The organism is Pseudomonas sp. BRM28, assembly GCF_002939405.1.
Classification (GTDB): domain Bacteria; phylum Pseudomonadota; class Gammaproteobacteria; order Pseudomonadales; family Pseudomonadaceae; genus Aquipseudomonas; species Aquipseudomonas palmensis.
In genome coordinates this window covers 3867731-3884185 of record NZ_PEFV01000001.1, presented here as the reverse complement: position 1 = coordinate 3884185, position 16455 = coordinate 3867731, and the positions used below count along the sequence as shown (strand labels likewise).

Genomic DNA, 16455 nt, shown 5'->3' with positions numbered 1-16455 from the left:
CCTCACGCCTGCGGTGATTCAGCTTGCGTGCCTGCGATCCATCACAGAAACTGAGCCCCCGCCTCACACTCCCTCGGAGCGCGCCTCGATGGCCCAGGAACTCTATACCCGTACCAACCAGAAGATCTATTTCGCCGGTCTGGCCCTTGAGGCACTGGGCAAGGCGCAGGACAGTCGCGCCATGAACGCCCAGGCGCAGACCCAGGCCGAGCGGGAGTCTGCGCTGTTTCACCTGTATGGTGCGCTGTTGGGGCTGTGTCATGAGATCGGTGGCTATTATCGCTTGCCCCAGGCAACCGCGCTGCGTGCCGAGCAACTGCTGAGCCGTGAAGTACTGGCGACCATTGCCATTCCCGAGCTGGCTGAACTGGTCGAACTCGCCGAGCAGCCTGAAACCTGGCTGGCGCAACTGCTCAGGGCTTATGCCGATTTGTTCCGACCACCTGTCGCGAGCAAGGCGCCCAAAGGTGATGTGACCCAACCGTTGATTCAGGCCGTGAGCCTGGATGAACCCGAGGCGCCAGCGCTGTCGCGCGAAGAACTGGAGAGCTGGCGGCAGAATCTCAAACGCCTCGTGGTGCGTTTTCGCGAAGGTCTGAGTGAGTGCTGATCCTGCCAGTGGCTGGTACAATGCCGGCCTTTCCTGGAGAACAGTCTTTTATGCCCACGTCCTTTCTAGAAATTGTAGAGTTGCCTGACGGTCGCATCGAGTTGCGCCGCGCCGAGGACGAGGGGTCGTTGGTAACCCTGGATTTTTCGGAAGATGCCAAGGCGTTCCTGCAGGGCCAACACGTCGAGGTAGCCAAGGCCATGCTCAGCGTTGGTGTGCAGATGGCCGGCAAGTTGGTTGAAGGCGAGATCGAACAGGAACATGCAGGCCCACGGGTTCTGCACTGACCGTCAGTATCCGGCTTCCTCGTCCTGAGGAAGCCTGCTGCATACCCTTCGAGCGTTCAGCGAGTATCAGCCCAGGCGGATATTCAGGCTTTGTGCGTCACCCGCACGGGCAGCATTGGTCAGTTGCAGGCGGGCGCCGTTGCTGACCGGATTGAACCAGGTGACCACCGTATGGCTGCGCCCCAGACGCAGGGCATCACAGGCCAGTTGCAGCGCACTCTGGTTGCCGCGAGGCTGCAGCAGCAGTATGCGTTCGCGGTTGAGCCCTGCGTCCCTCAGCCAGGCCTGGGTAAGGCTGCCGGGCGGGGCGATCAGGGTAAGCCAGCGGGCGTCATGCTCTTCACTCAGTTCGCTCAGGTCGCGTAGCACCGGTGCCAGCAGGCTTTGGCAGTGCTCCAGCGCGCCACGCAAGGACAGCTCGCTGAATGCCTGCGGCTTGTTGCTTTGCCGGGCGGGCTGCCTGGTTTTGACCCGCGGCAGTACCGGCTGGGCCAGGAATGCTTCGAACAAGGGCAACTGTGCTTGCTGTGGTACGTGGGGGAACTGCATGACGCCTCCTTATTAGCGGCGTATAACGCCGACGCTCAAGCCCTCGATGACCAGGTCCTGCTCTTTCAGGTTGACTTCGATAGGGGCGAATTCGGGGTTCTCGGCGATCAGCCAGACCTTGTTGCCTTCCCGTTTGAAGCGCTTGACCGTGACTTCGTCACCCAGGCGGGCTACGACGATCTGACCATTGCGCGCTTCGCGGCAGGTGTGTACGGCCAGCAGGTCGCCGTCGACGATGCCGACGTCCTTCATGCTCATGCCGTGCACACGCAGCAGGTAGTCGGCGCGGGGATGGAAGAAGGCCGGGTTGATGGCGCAGGATTCCTCGATGTGCTGCTGGGCGAGGATAGGGGCACCCGCGGCCACGCGGCCAATGATGGGCAGGGCGTTTTCATCGGGCTTGCTCTCGAGCCCCGGAATGCGGATGCCGCGCGAGGCACCAGGGGTCATCTCGATTGCACCCTTGCGGGCCAGTGCCTTCAGATGCTCTTCGGCGGCGTTGGGGGATTTGAATCCCAGTTCCTGGGCGATTTCCGCGCGGGTGGGCGGGAAGCCGTTGTCTTCGAGGCAGCGCTTGATGAAAGCCAGAATCTCAGCTTGGCGTGGCGTCAGTTTTAGCATGTCGATCGCTCTGTCTTTTTATACAGTGACTGGGATTATATACAGTGATAGCGGCAAGCTACAAGCGGCAAGCTCCAGGCGTGCCCGCAGCTGCCTGCCGCTTCCGGCTTGTGGCTTGTCGCTGCCTTCAATACCATGACCGGCCGGGCACAAAACGCCCGTGCGTACTTGACAGAACCCTGCCTTGAAACGTATGTTTCAAACAAGTGTTTGTCTCGCGGAGTAGTCATGGCCCAGTCGGAAACCGTTGAACGCATTCTCGATGCTGCCGAGCAGTTGTTCGCGGAAAAAGGTTTTGCCGAAACCTCATTGCGGCTGATCACCAGCAAGGCCGGCGTCAACCTGGCGGCGGTGAACTACCATTTCGGTTCGAAGAAGGCGCTGATCCAGGCGGTCTTCTCGCGTTTTCTAGGGCCGTTCTGCCAGAGCCTGGAGCGTGAGCTCGATCGGCGCCAGGCGCGCCCCGAGCACAAGCCCAGCCTTGAAGAACTGCTGGAGATGCTGGTCGAGCAGGCGCTGGTGGTGCAGCCGCGCAGCGGCAATGACCTGTCGATCTTCATGCGCCTGCTGGGCCTGGCCTTCAGCCAGAGCCAGGGCCACCTGCGTCGTTACCTCGAAGACATGTACGGCAAGGTGTTCCGCCGCTACATGCTGCTGGTCAACGAGGCCGCGCCGCAGATTCCTCCCCTCGAACTGTTCTGGCGCGTGCATTTCATGCTCGGCGCTGCAGCGTTCAGCATGTCGGGCATCAAGGCCCTGCGCGCGATTGCCGAGACCGATTTCGGGGTCAATACCTCGATCGAGCAGGTCATGCGCCTGATGGTGCCGTTCCTGGCCGCCGGCATGCGTGCCGACAGCGGGGTCACGGACGAGGCGATGGCGGCGGCGCAGTTGCGTCCGCGCAGCAAGACCAGCCACGCCCCGGTACCGGCAAAGGCCTGATTCCCCGGCTGGGCGGCACAGCCGGCTTCGGCTAAGCTAGCGCCCATGCCTATTCTCGATTTGCTGCACATTTCCATCGCCGACCAGTGCCTTTATGGGTTCGCCCAGGGGCGACTGGCGGTGCGTCTTGCGGTGTCCACCGCACTCAATGGCCCGGGCGAGCACAACGGCTCCGGTTGTACACCGCGCGGGCTGCATCAGGTGCGTGCGAAGATCGGCGCGGGCTTGCCCCAGGGCGCGGTGCTGCGCGGGCGTCGCTGGACCGGCGAGCTCTGGACGCCCGACCTGCACGCGCAGTTCCCTGGGCGAGACTGGATCCTCTCGCGCATTCTCTGGCTCAGCGGCCGCGAGCCGGGGCGCAACCGCCTCGGGCCCGTGGATACGTTCCGCCGCTATATCTACCTGCACGGCACGCCCGACAGCGAACCCATGGGTGTGCCGTTGTCCCACGGCTGCATACGCCTGCGCAACGCCGACCTGGTAGCGCTGTTCGACCGGGTGCCTGTGCATTGCCCGGTACAGATCGAAGAAGCCGCCTGCCCCCAGTGGGCGAGCGCGCCCCTCAACTGAAGGATCATTTATGAGTACCCGCCTGCAAGGCTCCCTGATGGTCGACGTGGCCGGCACCTGGCTGACTGCCGAAGACCGCCACCTGCTGCGTCAGCCCGAAGTGGCCGGCCTGATCATCTTTGCCCGCAACATCGAATGCCCGCGCCAGGTGCGCGAACTGAGTGCGTCGATTCGTGCCGTGCGCCCGGACCTGATCCTGGCCGTGGACCAGGAGGGTGGTCGCGTACAGCGCCTGCGCCAGGGCTTCGTGCGCTTGCCCGCGATGCGTGCGATTGCCGACAACCCCAATGCCGAGCGCCTGGCCGAACACTGCGGCTGGCTGATGGCAACCGAAGTGCTGGCGGTAGGGCTCGACTTGAGCTTTGCCCCGGTGCTGGACCTTGACCACCAGCGCAGCGCGGTGGTTGGCAGTCGCGCCTTCGAGGGTGACCCGCAGCGCGCCACCTTGCTTGCCGGTGCCTTCATTCGCGGCATGAACGCGGCGGGCATGGCGGCCTGCGGCAAGCACTTCCCGGGGCATGGCTGGGCCGAGGCGGATTCGCATGTGGCGATACCCACCGACGAGCGCAGCCTGGAGCAGATCCGCGCAGCCGACCTGGTGCCGTTCACACGCCTGAGCGGGCAGTTGGCGGCGGTGATGCCGGCGCATGTGATCTATCCACAGGTCGACAACCAGCCGGCCGGCTTCTCGCGGCGCTGGCTGCAGGAGATTCTGCGTGGCGAGCTGGGCTTTGACGGGGTGATCTTCAGCGATGACCTGTCGATGGCCGGTGCGCATGTGGTGGGGGACGCCGCCAGCCGTATCGAGGCGGCGCTGAGTGCCGGTTGCGACATGGGCCTGGTGTGCAATGATCGGGCGGCTGCCGAGCTTGCGTTGTCGGCGGCGCAGCGGTTGAGGGTGAGGCCGTCGCCGCGGATCGCGCAGATGCGCGGGCAGGGTTTTGCGCGTACCGACTACCGCCAGCAGCCCCGCTGGCTGGAGGCGCTTGGCGCGCTGAAGGATGCGCAACTGATCGACTGAGGTCCTGCGCCGGCAAGGCCGGCTCCTGCAGGTGCTGCGATACCTGTAGGAGCCGGCCTTGCCGGCGAAAGGCTCAACTGGATTTTGCGGCCTGCCGCTTCCCGGGCAACGGCGCAAACAGCGCATCAATGTCTTCATCCGCCAGCTTCCAGTCCCCCGCCTGACGCCCCTCCAGCAAGCCTGCAGCCAGCGCTGCCTTCTCCTGTTGCAACTTCTGGATCTTCTCTTCCACCGTGCCCCGTGTAATCAGCTTGTAGACGAACACCGGCTTGTCCTGGCCGATGCGGTAGGCGCGGTCGGTGGCCTGGTTTTCGGTGGCCGGGTTCCACCACGGGTCATAGTGGATCACCGTGTCGGCCGCGGTGAGGTTGAGGCCGGTGCCGCCCGCTTTGAGGCTGATCAGAAACAGTGGCGTCTGCAGGCTCTGGAACTGCTGCACCGGGGTGCGCCGGTCGCGGGTTTCACCGGTCAGCAGGCTGTAGCGGACGCCACGCTTGTGCAGCTCCTGCTCGATCAGTTCGAGCATCGAGGTGAACTGCGAGAACAGCAGGATGCGTCGCCCTTCGCTGAGCAGTTCGTCGAGCATCTGCATCAGGCTGCCCAGCTTGCCCTTGTCCGAATGGGTGGTTCTTGGCGCAATGCTTTTGACCAGGCGCAGATCGCAGCACACCTGACGCAGCTTGAGCAACGCATCCAGAATCACGATCTGACTGCGCGCCGCGCCGTTGCGGGTGATTTCCTCGCGGACCTTCCTGTCCATCGCCACCCGCACCGTTTCGTAGGTGTCGCGCTGCGCGTCGCTCAGCTCCACCCAATGCACGATCTCGGTCTTGGCCGGCAGTTCGCGGGCCACCTGTTCCTTGGTGCGGCGCAGCAGGAATGGCTTGATGCGCGCGGCAAGATGCGCCATGCGCTCGACGTCGCCATGGCGTTCGACAGGGGAGCGGTAATCGCGGCTGAAGGCCTTGCTGTCGCCCAGCCAGCCGGGTAGCAGGAAGTGGAAGATCGACCACAGTTCGCCCAGGTTGTTTTCCATCGGTGTGCCGGTCAGGCACAGGCGCTGGTTGGCCTGGATCTCGCGCGCCGCTTCGGCGGCCTTGCTGTTGGCGTTCTTGATGTTCTGCGCTTCATCCAGAATCAGCAGGTGCCAGGGCTGCGCGGTGAAGTGAGCCAGGTCGCGGGGCAGCAGGGCGTAGGTGGTCAGTACCAGGTCGTACTGGTCAAGGTCGGCGAAGTGTCGGGTGCGGCCGGGGCCATGCAGGGCCAGCACGCGCAGCTGCGGGGTGAAGTGCTGCGCTTCGTCGAGCCAGTTGGGGATCAGGCTGGTCGGCATCACGGCCAGGGCAGGGCGCTGCAGGCGCCCCGCGTTCTTTTCGGTGAGCAGGTGCGCCAGGGTCTGCAGGGTCTTGCCCAGGCCCATGTCGTCGCCCAGGATCCCGCCGACCTCCAGTTCGCGCAGGGTCTGCAACCAGTTCAGGCCTTCGAGCTGGTAGGGTCGCAGCGTGGCGTTCAGGCCCTCGGGGGCGGCGATGTCGGTACGCCTGGACTCGCGCAGGCGGCGGGCAAAGTCGCGTACCCGGTCGCCGCCGCGCCAGGTCAGCGCCATGTCGTCGATGCTGCTCAGGCGCGCGGCATCCGGCGCTGCCAGGCGCAGCGAAGGCCCGCTGTCATTGCCCAGGTACAGCTCGCCCAGGGTGGCCATCAGCGGCTTGATGCGTGCGTAGGGCAAGGCCACGCGCAGCGCCGGGCTGTCATGGCGGGCGCGGTTCAGGTCGATCAGCAGGTGCTCGTCGTCGCTGCGCCGGGCCAGTTCGCTGGGGCGCAGCAGTTCGGGGTTGCTGCGCAGCAGGTGCAGCACGATCGGCAGCAGGCTGTGGCGCTGGCCGTTGACCACGATGCCCAGCTCCAGGTCGAACCATTCGCGCCCCGGCGCTTCCTCGACATCGGCGTACCAGTCGTCGATGTCATGCAGGTTGAAGGCGAAGTCGGGCCTCACTTCCACCTCCCAGCCGGCTGCACGCAGGGTATCGATGCCGGTGCGGGCGAACTGCAGCCAGGCCTGGTCGTCGGCCATCTGCAGCATTTCGCCGGCGCTGTCGGGCAATGCCTTGCTCTGGCGCGTGGCAACGCTGAAGCCCATTTTCTTCAAGGTCTGGCGCAGCGCCTTTTCGGCGTCTGGCTGACGCTGGATACGCTGGCGGACGTTGCCGTCGATACGGATGACTTCGCTGCTGCTCTTGTCGCTGGTGCGCTGCCCGTCATAGGTGAACGCCAGTGCCGCACGGTGTTGCAACTGGCGCTGCATCTTGCCGGTCTTGGGCATGTAGGCGGTGAATTCGTAGCTGCCCAGGGTGAGGTGCGCAACAGCCGGTACATTTTCGATGACCTGGTTCTGGTAGGTCGCAGTGGCTGGAGGCGGCGGAAAGTCGTTGGCCGTCAGCCGCTCCGTCAGGGTGTACAGCGCCGCTGCGCAATGCTTGCAGTTCTGGCGGACAGGGCAGCTGCAGGTGGCGATCAGGAGGGGGTGAACGTCGCCTTCGATCAGCAGGGTCTGCCGGTAGAGGTTGCCGCCGGACCCGTGGCACAGGGTGGTCGCGCCCTTGTCGTCAACCGAAACGAGCCTGACGCGCTTGTTGTCTGCATAGTCAAGCCCTCGGGTGAGGGTCTTGGGGCCGAATTGTTCGCGCCAGAGCTTGCTCTTGAGCGCGCGCTGCAGTGTGGTCGACATGGCTCTACTGTTCCATCATCTCCGCTTCAGCAGGAGAGGTGGTGCGTGTGCCGGCGGCGATCACTTTGAACAGGACCGCCAGGTGCCCGCCATCGAGGAAGGTCAGTTCGTTGTTCTTCACCGTGCTGTTGACCTGCCTGAGCTGTTCGCTCTGGATCACGCTGCCATTGCCATCGAGCTGGTTGACCCAGAAGTTGGCCTGCACTTCGATGAAACGGCCCTGCCTGAGGCTGACATTGCCTTCGACCGGGAAGTGGCCGAACTGCTCCTGGCCCTCGCTGATGGCAACCCGCGACGGTTCGCTGCCTACCTGCTGCTGCCAGGCCTTGTGCAGCAGCACGGTGTAGTTGCTGTCGGCGGCCAGCTTTTCGGCCTGTGCGGTCAGCACCGGCTTGCGCACGTCGTAGTCGCTGGGGGCCTTGGCGCCCTGGCGCCAGTCTTCCGGGGCGAACTGGCTGGTGATCGCGGGCACCGCATTCTGGCGCAGCAGGAACATCTCGACCTGGTACTGGCTGTCGGCAAAGGCGGCCGGCGCAATCAGCGCCAGCAGCAGGGTCAAGCTACGAATTGCACGCATGGATCATCCTTCAAGCGGGTTTCGGGGCGAGTCGTTCGAACAGCGCCTCCACTGTAGTAAAGCGTTCATCGGCGCGTTCCATGGGCACCATGAACTTGAACATCGTCGCGCCTTCGAACTTGTAGCGCTTGGGCTGGCCCTGGATCAGCTTGATCAGCACCAGCGGGTCGACCGGGGTCTCGGCCTCGAATTCCACCCGTCCGCCTTGCGGGCCGGCGTCGACCTTCTTGATGCCCAGCTTCTCGGCCTGCAGCTTGAGCAGGGTCAGGCGCACCAGGTTCTTGGTCGGCTCGGGCAGCAGCCCGAAACGGTCGATCATCTCCACCTGCAGATCCTTCAGGCCATCTTCGTCCACCGCCGAGGCGATGCGCTTGTACAGGATCAGGCGCGCATGCACGTCGGGCAGGTAGTCCTCGGGGATCAGTGCCGGTACGCGCAGGTTGATCTCCGGGCCGCCGCCCAGGGGCTGGTCGAGGTTGGGCTGGGTGCCCTTGCGAATCGCCTTGACGGCGCGTTCGAGCATTTCCATGTAGAGGGTGAAGCCCACCGCCTGGATCTGCCCGCTCTGGCCTTCGCCCAGCAGTTCGCCGGCGCCGCGGATCTCCAGGTCGTTGGTGGCCAGCACGAAGCCTGCGCCCAGGTCCTGGGTATTGGCGATGGCCTCCAGGCGCTTTTCGGCGTCGGGGGTGATCTGCTGGCGTGGGGGCGTCAGCAGGTAGGCATAGGCCTGGTGGTGGCTGCGCCCCACACGGCCGCGCAACTGGTGCAACTGGGCCAGGCCGAACTTGTCGGCACGCTCGATGATGATGGTGTTGGCGCTGGGCACGTCGATGCCGGTCTCGATGATGGTCGAGGCGATCAGCACGTTGAAGCGCTTGTGGTAGAAGTCGCTCATCACCTGTTCGAGTTCGCGTTCGCGCATCTGCCCGTGGCCGATACCGATGCGCGCCTCGGGTACCAGTTCGGCGAGGTCGGCGGCGCACTTCTCGATGCTCTTCACGTCGTTGTGCAGGTAGTACACCTGGCCGCCACGCAGCAGTTCGCGCAGCAGCGCCTCCTTGATGGTGCTCTTGTTCTGCTCCATCACGAAGGTGCGCACCGACAGCCGGCGTGCCGGCGGGGTGGCGATGATCGACAGGTCGCGCATGCCCGCCACCGCCATGTTCAGCGTGCGCGGGATCGGCGTGGCGGTCAGGGTCAGGATGTCGACTTCGCTGCGCAGCGCCTTGAGCTGCTCTTTCTGGCGCACGCCGAACCGGTGTTCCTCGTCGATGATGACCAGGCCCAGGTCCTTGAACTTGACGTCGTCCTGCAGCAGCTTGTGGGTGCCGATGACGATGTCGATCTTGCCTTCGGCGAGGTCCGCCACGGCGGCACCGACTTCCTTGGCCGACTTGAAGCGGCTCATCACTTCGACGGTTACCGGCCAGTCGGCAAAGCGGTCGCGGAAACTGTTGTAGTGCTGCTGGGCGAGCAGGGTGGTGGGCACCAGGATCGCTACCTGGCGCCCGCCGTGCACGGCGATGAAGGCGGCACGCATGGCCACTTCGGTCTTGCCGAAGCCGACATCGCCGCACACCAGGCGGTCCATCGGCTTGGCGGCGAGCATGTCCTCGCGTACCGCTTCGATGGCCGACTGCTGGTCCGGGGTTTCCTCGAACGGGAAGCCGGCACTGAAGGTGGCGTAGTCCACCGACGGGTCGGCAAACGCATAGCCCTTGCGCGCGGCGCGCCGGGCATAGATGTCGAGCAGCTCGGCAGCCACGTCGCGCACTTGTTCGGCTGCCTTGCGCTTGGCCTTCTGCCAGGTCTCGGAGCCCAGACGGTGCAGCGGTGCCAGCGCATCGTCGCTGCCGGTGTAGCGCGCGATCAGGTGCAGGTTGGCCACCGGCACGTACAGCTTGGCGCCTTCGGCGTATTCAAGGGTGAGAAACTCGGCGGCCTGGCCGTCGATCTCCAGTGTCGCCAGGCCCAGGTAGCGGCCCACGCCATGGTCGATATGCACCACCGGGGCGCCTTCGCGCAGCTCGGTAAGGTTCTTGATCACCGCGTCGTTGTTGACGTCGCTGCGCTTTTCGCGGCGCCGACGCTGCATCACGCGCTGGCCGAACAGCGGGCTCTCGGCAACCAGAGCCAGGGCCGGATCGTCCAGCAGCAGGCCGTCGTCCAGTGGTGCGATGGTGATTGCCAGGCGCTGCTTGCTGGCGACGAACTCGTGCCAGCCATCGACGGTTTGCGGGCGCAGTTTCAGGCGTTCGAGCAGTTCCAGCAGCACTTCGCGGCGCCCGGCCGATTCGGCGGTGAACAGCACGCGGCCGGGGAATTGCTCGAGAAACCCCGACAGCGCCGCCAGGGGCTGGTTGGCCTTGGCTTCGATGGCGAGGTTGGGCAGCGTCTGCGCGGCAAAGCGCTCGCGGCCGGGGCCGGCGTCGATGTCGTCCTGGCTGACCACCACCCGTGGCCAGCCCTTGAGCCGGGCGAAGCAGTCTTCCACCGGCATGAACAGCTCGGCAGGCGGCAGCAGAGGGCGGTTAGGGTCGATGCGCCGCTCTTCATAGCGGTTGCGTACATCGCTCCAGAAGTGCTCGGCGGCCTGTTCCACACCGGGCAGGGAGAACACCTGGGTGTTTTCCGGCAAGTAGTCGAACAGGGTCGAGGTTTCTTCGAAAAACAGCGGCAGGTAGTACTCGATGCCGGCCGGCACGATACCGCTGCTCAGGTCCTGGAAGATCGGGCTGCGGCGAAAATCCACGTCGAAGCGTTCGCGAAAGCGCGCTTTGAAGCGGGTGACTTCGTCTTTTTGCAGCGGGAACTCGCGGGCCGGCAGCAGGCGTACCGAGTCGACCTTGTCGATCGAGCGCTGGCTCTCCGGGTCGAAGGTGCGCAGGGTCTCGATCTCGTCATCGAACAGGTCGATGCGGTACGGCAGCTTGCTGCCCATCGGGAACAGGTCGATCAGGGCACCGCGCACGGCGAACTCGCCATGCTCGTACACGGTGTCGACGCAGCGGTAGCCGCTGGCCTCCAGGCGCGTGCGCATCTGTTCCACATCCAGCTTCTGGCCGATGTCCAGCACCAGGCTGCTGCCCAGCAGAAAGCGCGTGGGCGCCAGGCGGTGCAGTGCGGTGGTGATCGGCACCACGAGGATGCCGTGGTCCAGCTCCGGCAACCGGTACAGGCTGGCGATCCGCTGCGAAATGATGTCCTGGTGCGGCGAGAACAGGTCGTAGGGCAGGGTTTCCCAGTCGGGGAACGGCAGCACGGCCAGTTCCGGGGCGAAGAAACGCAGCTCCTGCTCCAGCCGGTCGGCGCTCTGGCTGTCGGCGGTCAGCAGCAGGGTGAAGCGCTTCGCGGCGCTGGCGGCCTCGGCGATGGCCAGGCTCAGGGCGGCACCGGGCAGGTTGCCCCAGGTGTGTTTGCCGGCACTGGCCGGCAGGTGAGGTAGACGCAGAACAGGCACGGGAGGTCGAGCTCCAAGCGTTGCGACAAAACGCCGATTGTACCGGGCGCGGGGCATTGCTGTCAGGTTTCAGCCGCCTGAATGTGGGGCCCGGATCATGCCGTGCGGCGCCGGCGACAGGCGCTCATTGCTCGAAGCGACGCGGGGCGTCATAATGTAGCCCCTTTTTTCTGTCCCTACATGTGGAAGGTTCCCGTGACTCAGAAGCCCGACCAGTGTCTTGGTGAGTGGATCGATCGTGAAGCGCTTGCAGAAGCGATGATCCCGCTTATCGGTCAGCTCTACCGCAATAACAATGTGGTGAGCTCGATCTATGGCCGTAGCCTGATCAACCGTTCGGTGATCGCGATCCTCAAAGCCCACCGCTTTGCCCGTCATCGCCAGACCGACGAAACCGAACTGTCTGTCCACGAGACATTCCCGCTGCTCAAGGCCATGAGCGAGCTCAAGCTGGGCGCCGCTTCGGTCGACCTGGGCAAGCTGGCCAACAAGTTCAAGCAAGAAGGCAACGGCCGCAGCGCCGAGCAGTTCGTGCGTGAAGAAATGGCCGACGTGGTTGGCCAGCAGAACGCCTCCGCACGCAAGGGCACCGACGTGGTCCTGTACGGCTTCGGTCGTATCGGCCGTCTGCTGGCGCGTATCCTGATCGAGAAGACCGGTGGTGGCGACGGCCTGCGCCTGCGTGCCATCGTGGTACGCAAGGGCGCCGAGAACGACCTGATCAAGCGTGCCAGCCTGCTGCGTCGTGACTCGGTGCACGGTCCGTTCGATGGCACCATCACCATCGACGAAGAAAACAACACCATCACCGCCAACGGCAACCTGATCCAGGTTATCTACGCGAAGAACCCGAGCGAAGTCGACTATACCCAGTACGGTATCGAGAACGCCCTGGTGGTCGACAACACCGGCGTCTGGCGCGATGCCGACGGCCTGGGCCAGCACCTGGCCTGCCCGGGTGCCGCACGCGTTATCCTCACCGCACCGGGCAAGGGCGCGCTGAAGAACATCGTGCACGGTATCAACCACGCCGACATCAGCCCTGACGACAAGATCATCTCGGCGGCTTCCTGCACCACCAACGCCATCGTGCCGGTGCTCAAGGCAGTCAACGACAAGTTCGGCATCGTCAACGGTCACGTCGAAACCGTTCACTCGTACACCAACGACCAGAACCTGATCGACAACTTCCACAAGGGCAGCCGCCGTGGTCGTTCCGCTGCGCTGAACATGGTCATCACCGAGACCGGCGCCGCCACTGCCGCCGCCAAGGCGCTGCCAGTGCTCAAGGGCAAGCTGACCGGTAACGCGATCCGCGTTCCGACGCCGAACGTCTCGATGGCGATCCTGAACCTGAACCTGGAAAAGGCCACCAGCCGCGACGAGATCAACGAGTACCTGCGCCAGATGGCCATGCACTCGGACCTGCACAAGCAGATCGACTTCGTCAGCTCGCAGGAAGTGGTTTCCAGCGACTTCGTCGGCTCGCGTCACGCCGGTGTGGTCGATGCCGAGGCCACCATCTGCAACGACAACCGCGTTGTACTGTACGTTTGGTACGACAACGAGTTCGGTTACAGCTGTCAGGTAGTGCGCGTGATGGAAGACATGGCCGGGGTCAACCCGCCAGCGTTCCCACGCTAAGCATTACGTTGCGTTGAAAGAACGGGAGCCTGCGGGTTCCCGTTTTTTTTGGCTTCAGAAAAGGAGGCGTCGTGTGAAAAAGGGATGGGCTGCGCTGCCTGCCCTGGTGGCATTGCTGGCCGGTTGCGAGCACAGGGATTCGATCGAGCGCATCAGTGGCCCGACCATGGGCAGCAGCTACACCGTGCAGTACGTGCGCAAGGCCGGCGGCCCGACGCCTGGGCAGGTGCAGCAGGAGGTCGAGGCGATCCTGCAGGGCATCGACCAGCGCTTCTCCACCTACCGCAGCGATTCACTGGTGGGGCAGTTCAACCAACTGCCCGCCCACCGCTGCCAGGCGATGCCGGCCGACGTGCTGCAGCTTGTGCGGGTAGGTGAGCAGCTCTCGCGCCAGAGTGACGGGGCCTTCGATCTCACGGTGGAGCCGCTGCTCGACCTGTGGGGCTTCGGGCCCCAGGCGCGTGAAGAGAAGGTGCCCGATGCCCGGCGGCTGGCGCAGGTGCGCGAGCGGGTGGGGTATACCCACTTGCGTATCGAAGGCCAGCAACTGTGCAAGGACGCTGGCGTCGAGGTCGACTTCAACAGCATCGCCGCCGGGCATGCGGTCGACCTGATCGTGGCACGGATGCAAGCTCTGGGGGTCGAAAGCTTTCTGGTGGAAGCTACCGGTGAGCTCAAGGCAATGGGGCGCAAACCCGATGGCAGTGCCTGGCGCATTGCACTCGAACTGCCGCGCGACGATCTGCAGATAGCCCAACAGGTGTTGCCGCTGGAGGGGTACGGGGTGTCCACGTCGGGTGACTACCGCAATTATTTCGAGGAGAATGGCCAGCGTTATTCGCATACCTTCGATGCGCGCCTGGGCACCCCGGTTGCCCATGCGTTGGCGGCGGTGACGGTGCTGGCGCCCACTGCGCTGATGGCTGACGGGTACTCGACCCTGTTGCTGATCCTGGGCCCGGAGCAGGGTTGGCGCTTCGCGGTCGAGCATCGGATTGCGGCAGTGTTCGTGAATCGGGTCGAGGGTGGGTTCGTTTCCCGGGCCACGCCAGCATTCAACAGCATTGCGGGGAAATGAAAGGCTTCGCCAGCAAGGCGGCCTACATGTAGTGCAGAGAAAAATAGCCTACGACGCGACCAAGGGTTAATGTGCGCGGCGTTCAAGCTTGATTAGACTGCACCCGAATTTTTGCATGGCGCCGATGGCGGCATGATGTAGCCCCGGAGGTCAATCTGGCGTCCGGGCCTGTTCTGAAGGAGTACGCATGGCTGTCTACAACTACGACGTAGTGGTGCTGGGTTCCGGCCCGGCAGGAGAAGGGGCGGCAATGAACGCCGCCAAAGCAGGACGCAAGGTAGCGATGGTCGATAGCCGTCGCCAGGTCGGCGGTAACTGCACCCATCTGGGCACCATCCCGTCCAAGGCCCTGCGTCACTCGGTGCGCCAGATCATGCAGTTCAACACCAACCCGATGTTCCGGGCCATCGGTGAGCCGCGCTGGTTCTCCTTCCCCGACGTGCTCAAAAGCGCCGAGAAGGTCATCTCCAAGCAGGTCGCCTCGCGCACTGGCTACTACGCCCGCAACCGCGTTGACGTGTTCTTCGGCACCGGCAGCTTCGCCGACGAGCAGACCATCGAAGTGGTCTGCGCCAACGGTGTGGTCGAGAAGCTGGTAGCCAAGCACATCATCATCGCCACCGGCTCGCGCCCGTATCGCCCGGCCGATATCGATTTCCATCACCCGCGCATCTACGATAGCGACACCATCCTGAGCCTGGGCCACACCCCGCGCAAACTGATCGTGTACGGCGCCGGCGTCATCGGCTGCGAGTACGCCTCGATCTTCAGCGGCCTGGGCGTGCTGGTGGAACTGGTGGACAACCGCGGCCAGCTGCTGAGCTTCCTGGACTCGGAAATCTCCCAGGCCCTGAGCTATCACTTCAGCAACAACAACATCACCGTGCGCCACAACGAAGAGTACGAGCGCGTCGAAGGCCTGGACAACGGTGTGATCCTGCACTTGAAGTCGGGCAAGAAGATCAAGGCCGACGCCTTGCTGTGGTGCAACGGGCGTACCGGCAACACCGACCGCCTGGGCCTGGAAAACATCGGCGTGAAGGTCAACAGCCGTGGCCAGATCGAAGTGGACGAGGCCTACCGCACCTGCGTGCCGAACATCTATGGTGCCGGTGACGTGATCGGCTGGCCAAGCCTGGCCAGTGCCGCCCACGACCAGGGCCGCTCGGCCGCCGGCAGCATCGTCGACAATGGCAGCTGGCGCTTCGTCAACGACGTGCCGACCGGCATCTACACCATTCCGGAGATCAGCTCGATCGGCAAGAACGAGCAGGAGCTGACCCAGGCCAAGGTGCCGTACGAAGTGGGCAAGGCGTTCTTCAAGGGCATGGCCCGGGCGCAGATCGCCGGCGAGCCGCAAGGCATGCTCAAGATCCTGTTCCACCGCGAGACGCTGCAGATCCTCGGCGTGCACTGCTTCGGCTACCAGGCCTCGGAGATCGTGCACATCGGTCAGGCGATCATGGGCCAGCCGGGCGAGCAGAACACGTTGAAGTACTTCGTCAACACCACCTTCAACTACCCGACCATGGCCGAAGCCTATCGGGTTGCCGCCTACGACGGTCTCAACCGGCTTTTTTGAGCGGCTCCGGCCGGTGGCCTGAGCCGGCCGGGGAGACCGATTTCAGCGATTCTCGAGGGTGGCGCTGGCCAAACCGGGAAAGTCTGTAATCAGGCTGTCTACGCCGAAGTCGGCGAGTCGGAGCATCAGCGCCGGCTCGTTGACTGTCCACACCGACACATGCAACCCCTGACGCTGGGCCTTGGCCAGGCGCTCGGGGGTGCAGTGCGTCCAGTTCAGCGCCAGCAATTCGCAACCGTAGTTCTGCGCGACCTTCAACGGGTCGAGCCAGGTGTATTCCGCGACCAGCCCGCGGGACACGTCCGGGGTCAGCTCCAGGGCGGCGCCCAGCACCTCCCGCGAGCTTGAGGTGATGGTGACCTTGTCCAGCAGGCCGAAGCGCTGGGCCATTTCGCGAATCGCCAGCACCGTGGTGGCAGCGCGGGTGCGCGAGGCACTCTTGACCTCCAGCTGCCAGTGGTCGAAATCACATTTCTCGAACAGCTCTTCCAGGCGTGGAATCGGGCAGGGGTTGACCCAGCCCGGGCCGCCCTTGCGCGCATCGTAGGTCACCAGGTCGGCGGCGCTGTGCTCCACCACCTTGCCGCCACGGCCGGTGGTGCGCTTGAGGCTGGGGTCATGAATGACCATCAGCTCGTTGTCGGAGGACAGGTGCAGGTCCAGCTCGCAACGGCGAACGCCGTGGCTCAGGCATTGCTGGAAACTGGTCAGGGTATTCTCGGGGGCTTCGCCCTTGGCGCCGCGGTGGCCGTAAATCAGGGTCACGTTCGTTCCTTCAAGCAAGAC

At 64.4% G+C, this 16455-nt stretch carries 14 protein-coding genes; 8 read left to right on the top strand and 6 right to left on the bottom strand.

Annotated features, from left to right (window positions below; genetic code table 11):
- Nucleotides 1–88: 88 nt before the first annotated feature.
- Together CR917_RS18360 and CR917_RS18355 are read left to right on the top strand one after the other, a co-directional pair.
- On the top strand, nt 89–610 hold the full coding sequence (locus tag CR917_RS18360) for a DUF6586 family protein (RefSeq protein WP_100633165.1): 522 nt from the start codon (nt 89–91) through the stop codon (nt 608–610).
- A 50-nt stretch (nt 611–660) separates the two neighbouring features.
- The gene (locus CR917_RS18355; protein ID WP_043864565.1) at nt 661–897 is read left to right on the top strand and encodes a hypothetical protein; all 237 of its coding nucleotides are present in this window, start codon (nt 661–663) and stop codon (nt 895–897) included.
- Nucleotides 898–963: 66 nt separating this feature from the next.
- Here CR917_RS18355 and sulA read toward each other — a convergent pair whose 3' ends face one another.
- A complete protein-coding gene (gene sulA, locus CR917_RS18350) occupies nt 964–1446 on the bottom strand; it encodes an SOS-induced cell division inhibitor SulA (protein ID WP_054916190.1) in 483 nt (160 codons plus the stop codon).
- 12 nt (nt 1447–1458) lie between these two features.
- On the bottom strand, nt 1459–2067 hold the full coding sequence (gene lexA / locus CR917_RS18345; protein WP_043864563.1) for a transcriptional repressor LexA: 609 nt from the start codon (nt 2065–2067) through the stop codon (nt 1459–1461).
- A gap of 228 nt (nt 2068–2295) precedes the next feature.
- On the opposite strand from lexA, the gene CR917_RS18340 reads away from it, so the two are divergent.
- Genes CR917_RS18340 through nagZ form a run of 3 tightly spaced genes read left to right on the top strand, consistent with a single transcriptional unit; the run spans nt 2296 to nt 4600 of the window.
- Complete coding sequence (locus tag CR917_RS18340; RefSeq protein ID WP_104572764.1) at nt 2296–3009, top strand: TetR/AcrR family transcriptional regulator; 714 nt, start codon at nt 2296–2298, stop codon at nt 3007–3009.
- A 45-nt stretch (nt 3010–3054) separates the two neighbouring features.
- Nucleotides 3055–3579, top strand: a complete 525-nt coding sequence (locus CR917_RS18335) for a L,D-transpeptidase (RefSeq protein ID WP_173925060.1) — start codon at nt 3055–3057, stop codon at nt 3577–3579.
- Nucleotides 3580–3601: 22 nt separating this feature from the next.
- On the top strand, nt 3602–4600 hold the full coding sequence (gene nagZ / locus CR917_RS18330; protein ID WP_173925092.1) for a beta-N-acetylhexosaminidase: 999 nt from the start codon (nt 3602–3604) through the stop codon (nt 4598–4600).
- A gap of 73 nt (nt 4601–4673) precedes the next feature.
- On the opposite strand, the gene CR917_RS18325 is transcribed toward nagZ, so the two are convergent.
- From CR917_RS18325 to mfd, 3 genes are read right to left on the bottom strand one after another with little or no spacing between them, the layout of a single operon-like run.
- Nucleotides 4674–7328 carry a DEAD/DEAH box helicase gene (locus CR917_RS18325; RefSeq protein ID WP_173925059.1) on the bottom strand — a complete coding sequence of 885 codons (2655 nt, stop codon included), beginning with the start codon at nt 7326–7328 and terminating at the stop codon, nt 4674–4676.
- A gap of 4 nt (nt 7329–7332) precedes the next feature.
- Complete coding sequence (locus CR917_RS18320; protein WP_043864559.1) at nt 7333–7905, bottom strand: CsiV family protein; 573 nt, start codon at nt 7903–7905, stop codon at nt 7333–7335.
- 10 nt (nt 7906–7915) lie between these two features.
- Complete coding sequence (gene mfd, locus CR917_RS18315; RefSeq protein WP_043864558.1) at nt 7916–11365, bottom strand: transcription-repair coupling factor; 3450 nt, start codon at nt 11363–11365, stop codon at nt 7916–7918.
- 180 nt (nt 11366–11545) lie between these two features.
- Here mfd and CR917_RS18310 point away from each other — a divergent pair, with 180 nt between their 5' ends.
- The 3 genes from CR917_RS18310 (at nt 11546) to sthA (ending at nt 15669) form a co-directional block, all read left to right on the top strand.
- Nucleotides 11546–13009, top strand: coding sequence for a glyceraldehyde-3-phosphate dehydrogenase (locus CR917_RS18310; RefSeq protein ID WP_043864557.1), 1464 nt, complete (start codon nt 11546–11548; stop codon nt 13007–13009).
- A gap of 166 nt (nt 13010–13175) precedes the next feature.
- Complete coding sequence (locus CR917_RS18305) at nt 13176–14087, top strand: FAD:protein FMN transferase (protein ID WP_080922958.1); 912 nt, start codon at nt 13176–13178, stop codon at nt 14085–14087.
- Between the two features lie 187 nt (nt 14088–14274).
- Entirely contained in the window at nt 14275–15669 is a 1395-nt protein-coding gene (sthA, locus tag CR917_RS18300; RefSeq protein WP_043864555.1) for a Si-specific NAD(P)(+) transhydrogenase, read from the top strand.
- A 42-nt stretch (nt 15670–15711) separates the two neighbouring features.
- Here the strand turns inward: sthA and CR917_RS18295 are convergent, their stop codons facing one another.
- The gene (locus CR917_RS18295; protein ID WP_043864554.1) at nt 15712–16434 is read right to left on the bottom strand and encodes a glycerophosphodiester phosphodiesterase; all 723 of its coding nucleotides are present in this window, start codon (nt 16432–16434) and stop codon (nt 15712–15714) included.
- Nucleotides 16435–16455 lie beyond the last annotated feature (21 nt).

Coding starts and splice junctions, on each gene's coding strand:
- CR917_RS18360 (WP_100633165.1), top strand. CDS start 89: ATGGCCCAGGAACTCTATACCCGTACCAACCAGAAGATCTATTTCGCC.
- CR917_RS18355 (WP_043864565.1), top strand. CDS start 661: ATGCCCACGTCCTTTCTAGAAATTGTAGAGTTGCCTGACGGTCGCATC.
- sulA (WP_054916190.1), bottom strand. CDS start 1,446: ATGCAGTTCCCCCACGTACCACAGCAAGCACAGTTGCCCTTGTTCGAA.
- lexA (WP_043864563.1), bottom strand. CDS start 2,067: ATGCTAAAACTGACGCCACGCCAAGCTGAGATTCTGGCTTTCATCAAG.
- CR917_RS18340 (WP_104572764.1), top strand. CDS start 2,296: ATGGCCCAGTCGGAAACCGTTGAACGCATTCTCGATGCTGCCGAGCAG.
- CR917_RS18335 (WP_173925060.1), top strand. CDS start 3,055: ATGCCTATTCTCGATTTGCTGCACATTTCCATCGCCGACCAGTGCCTT.
- CR917_RS18325 (WP_173925059.1), bottom strand. CDS start 7,328: ATGTCGACCACACTGCAGCGCGCGCTCAAGAGCAAGCTCTGGCGCGAA.
- CR917_RS18320 (WP_043864559.1), bottom strand. CDS start 7,905: ATGCGTGCAATTCGTAGCTTGACCCTGCTGCTGGCGCTGATTGCGCCG.
- CR917_RS18310 (WP_043864557.1), top strand. CDS start 11,546: ATGTGGAAGGTTCCCGTGACTCAGAAGCCCGACCAGTGTCTTGGTGAG.
- CR917_RS18305 (WP_080922958.1), top strand. CDS start 13,176: ATGGGCAGCAGCTACACCGTGCAGTACGTGCGCAAGGCCGGCGGCCCG.
- sthA (WP_043864555.1), top strand. CDS start 14,275: ATGGCTGTCTACAACTACGACGTAGTGGTGCTGGGTTCCGGCCCGGCA.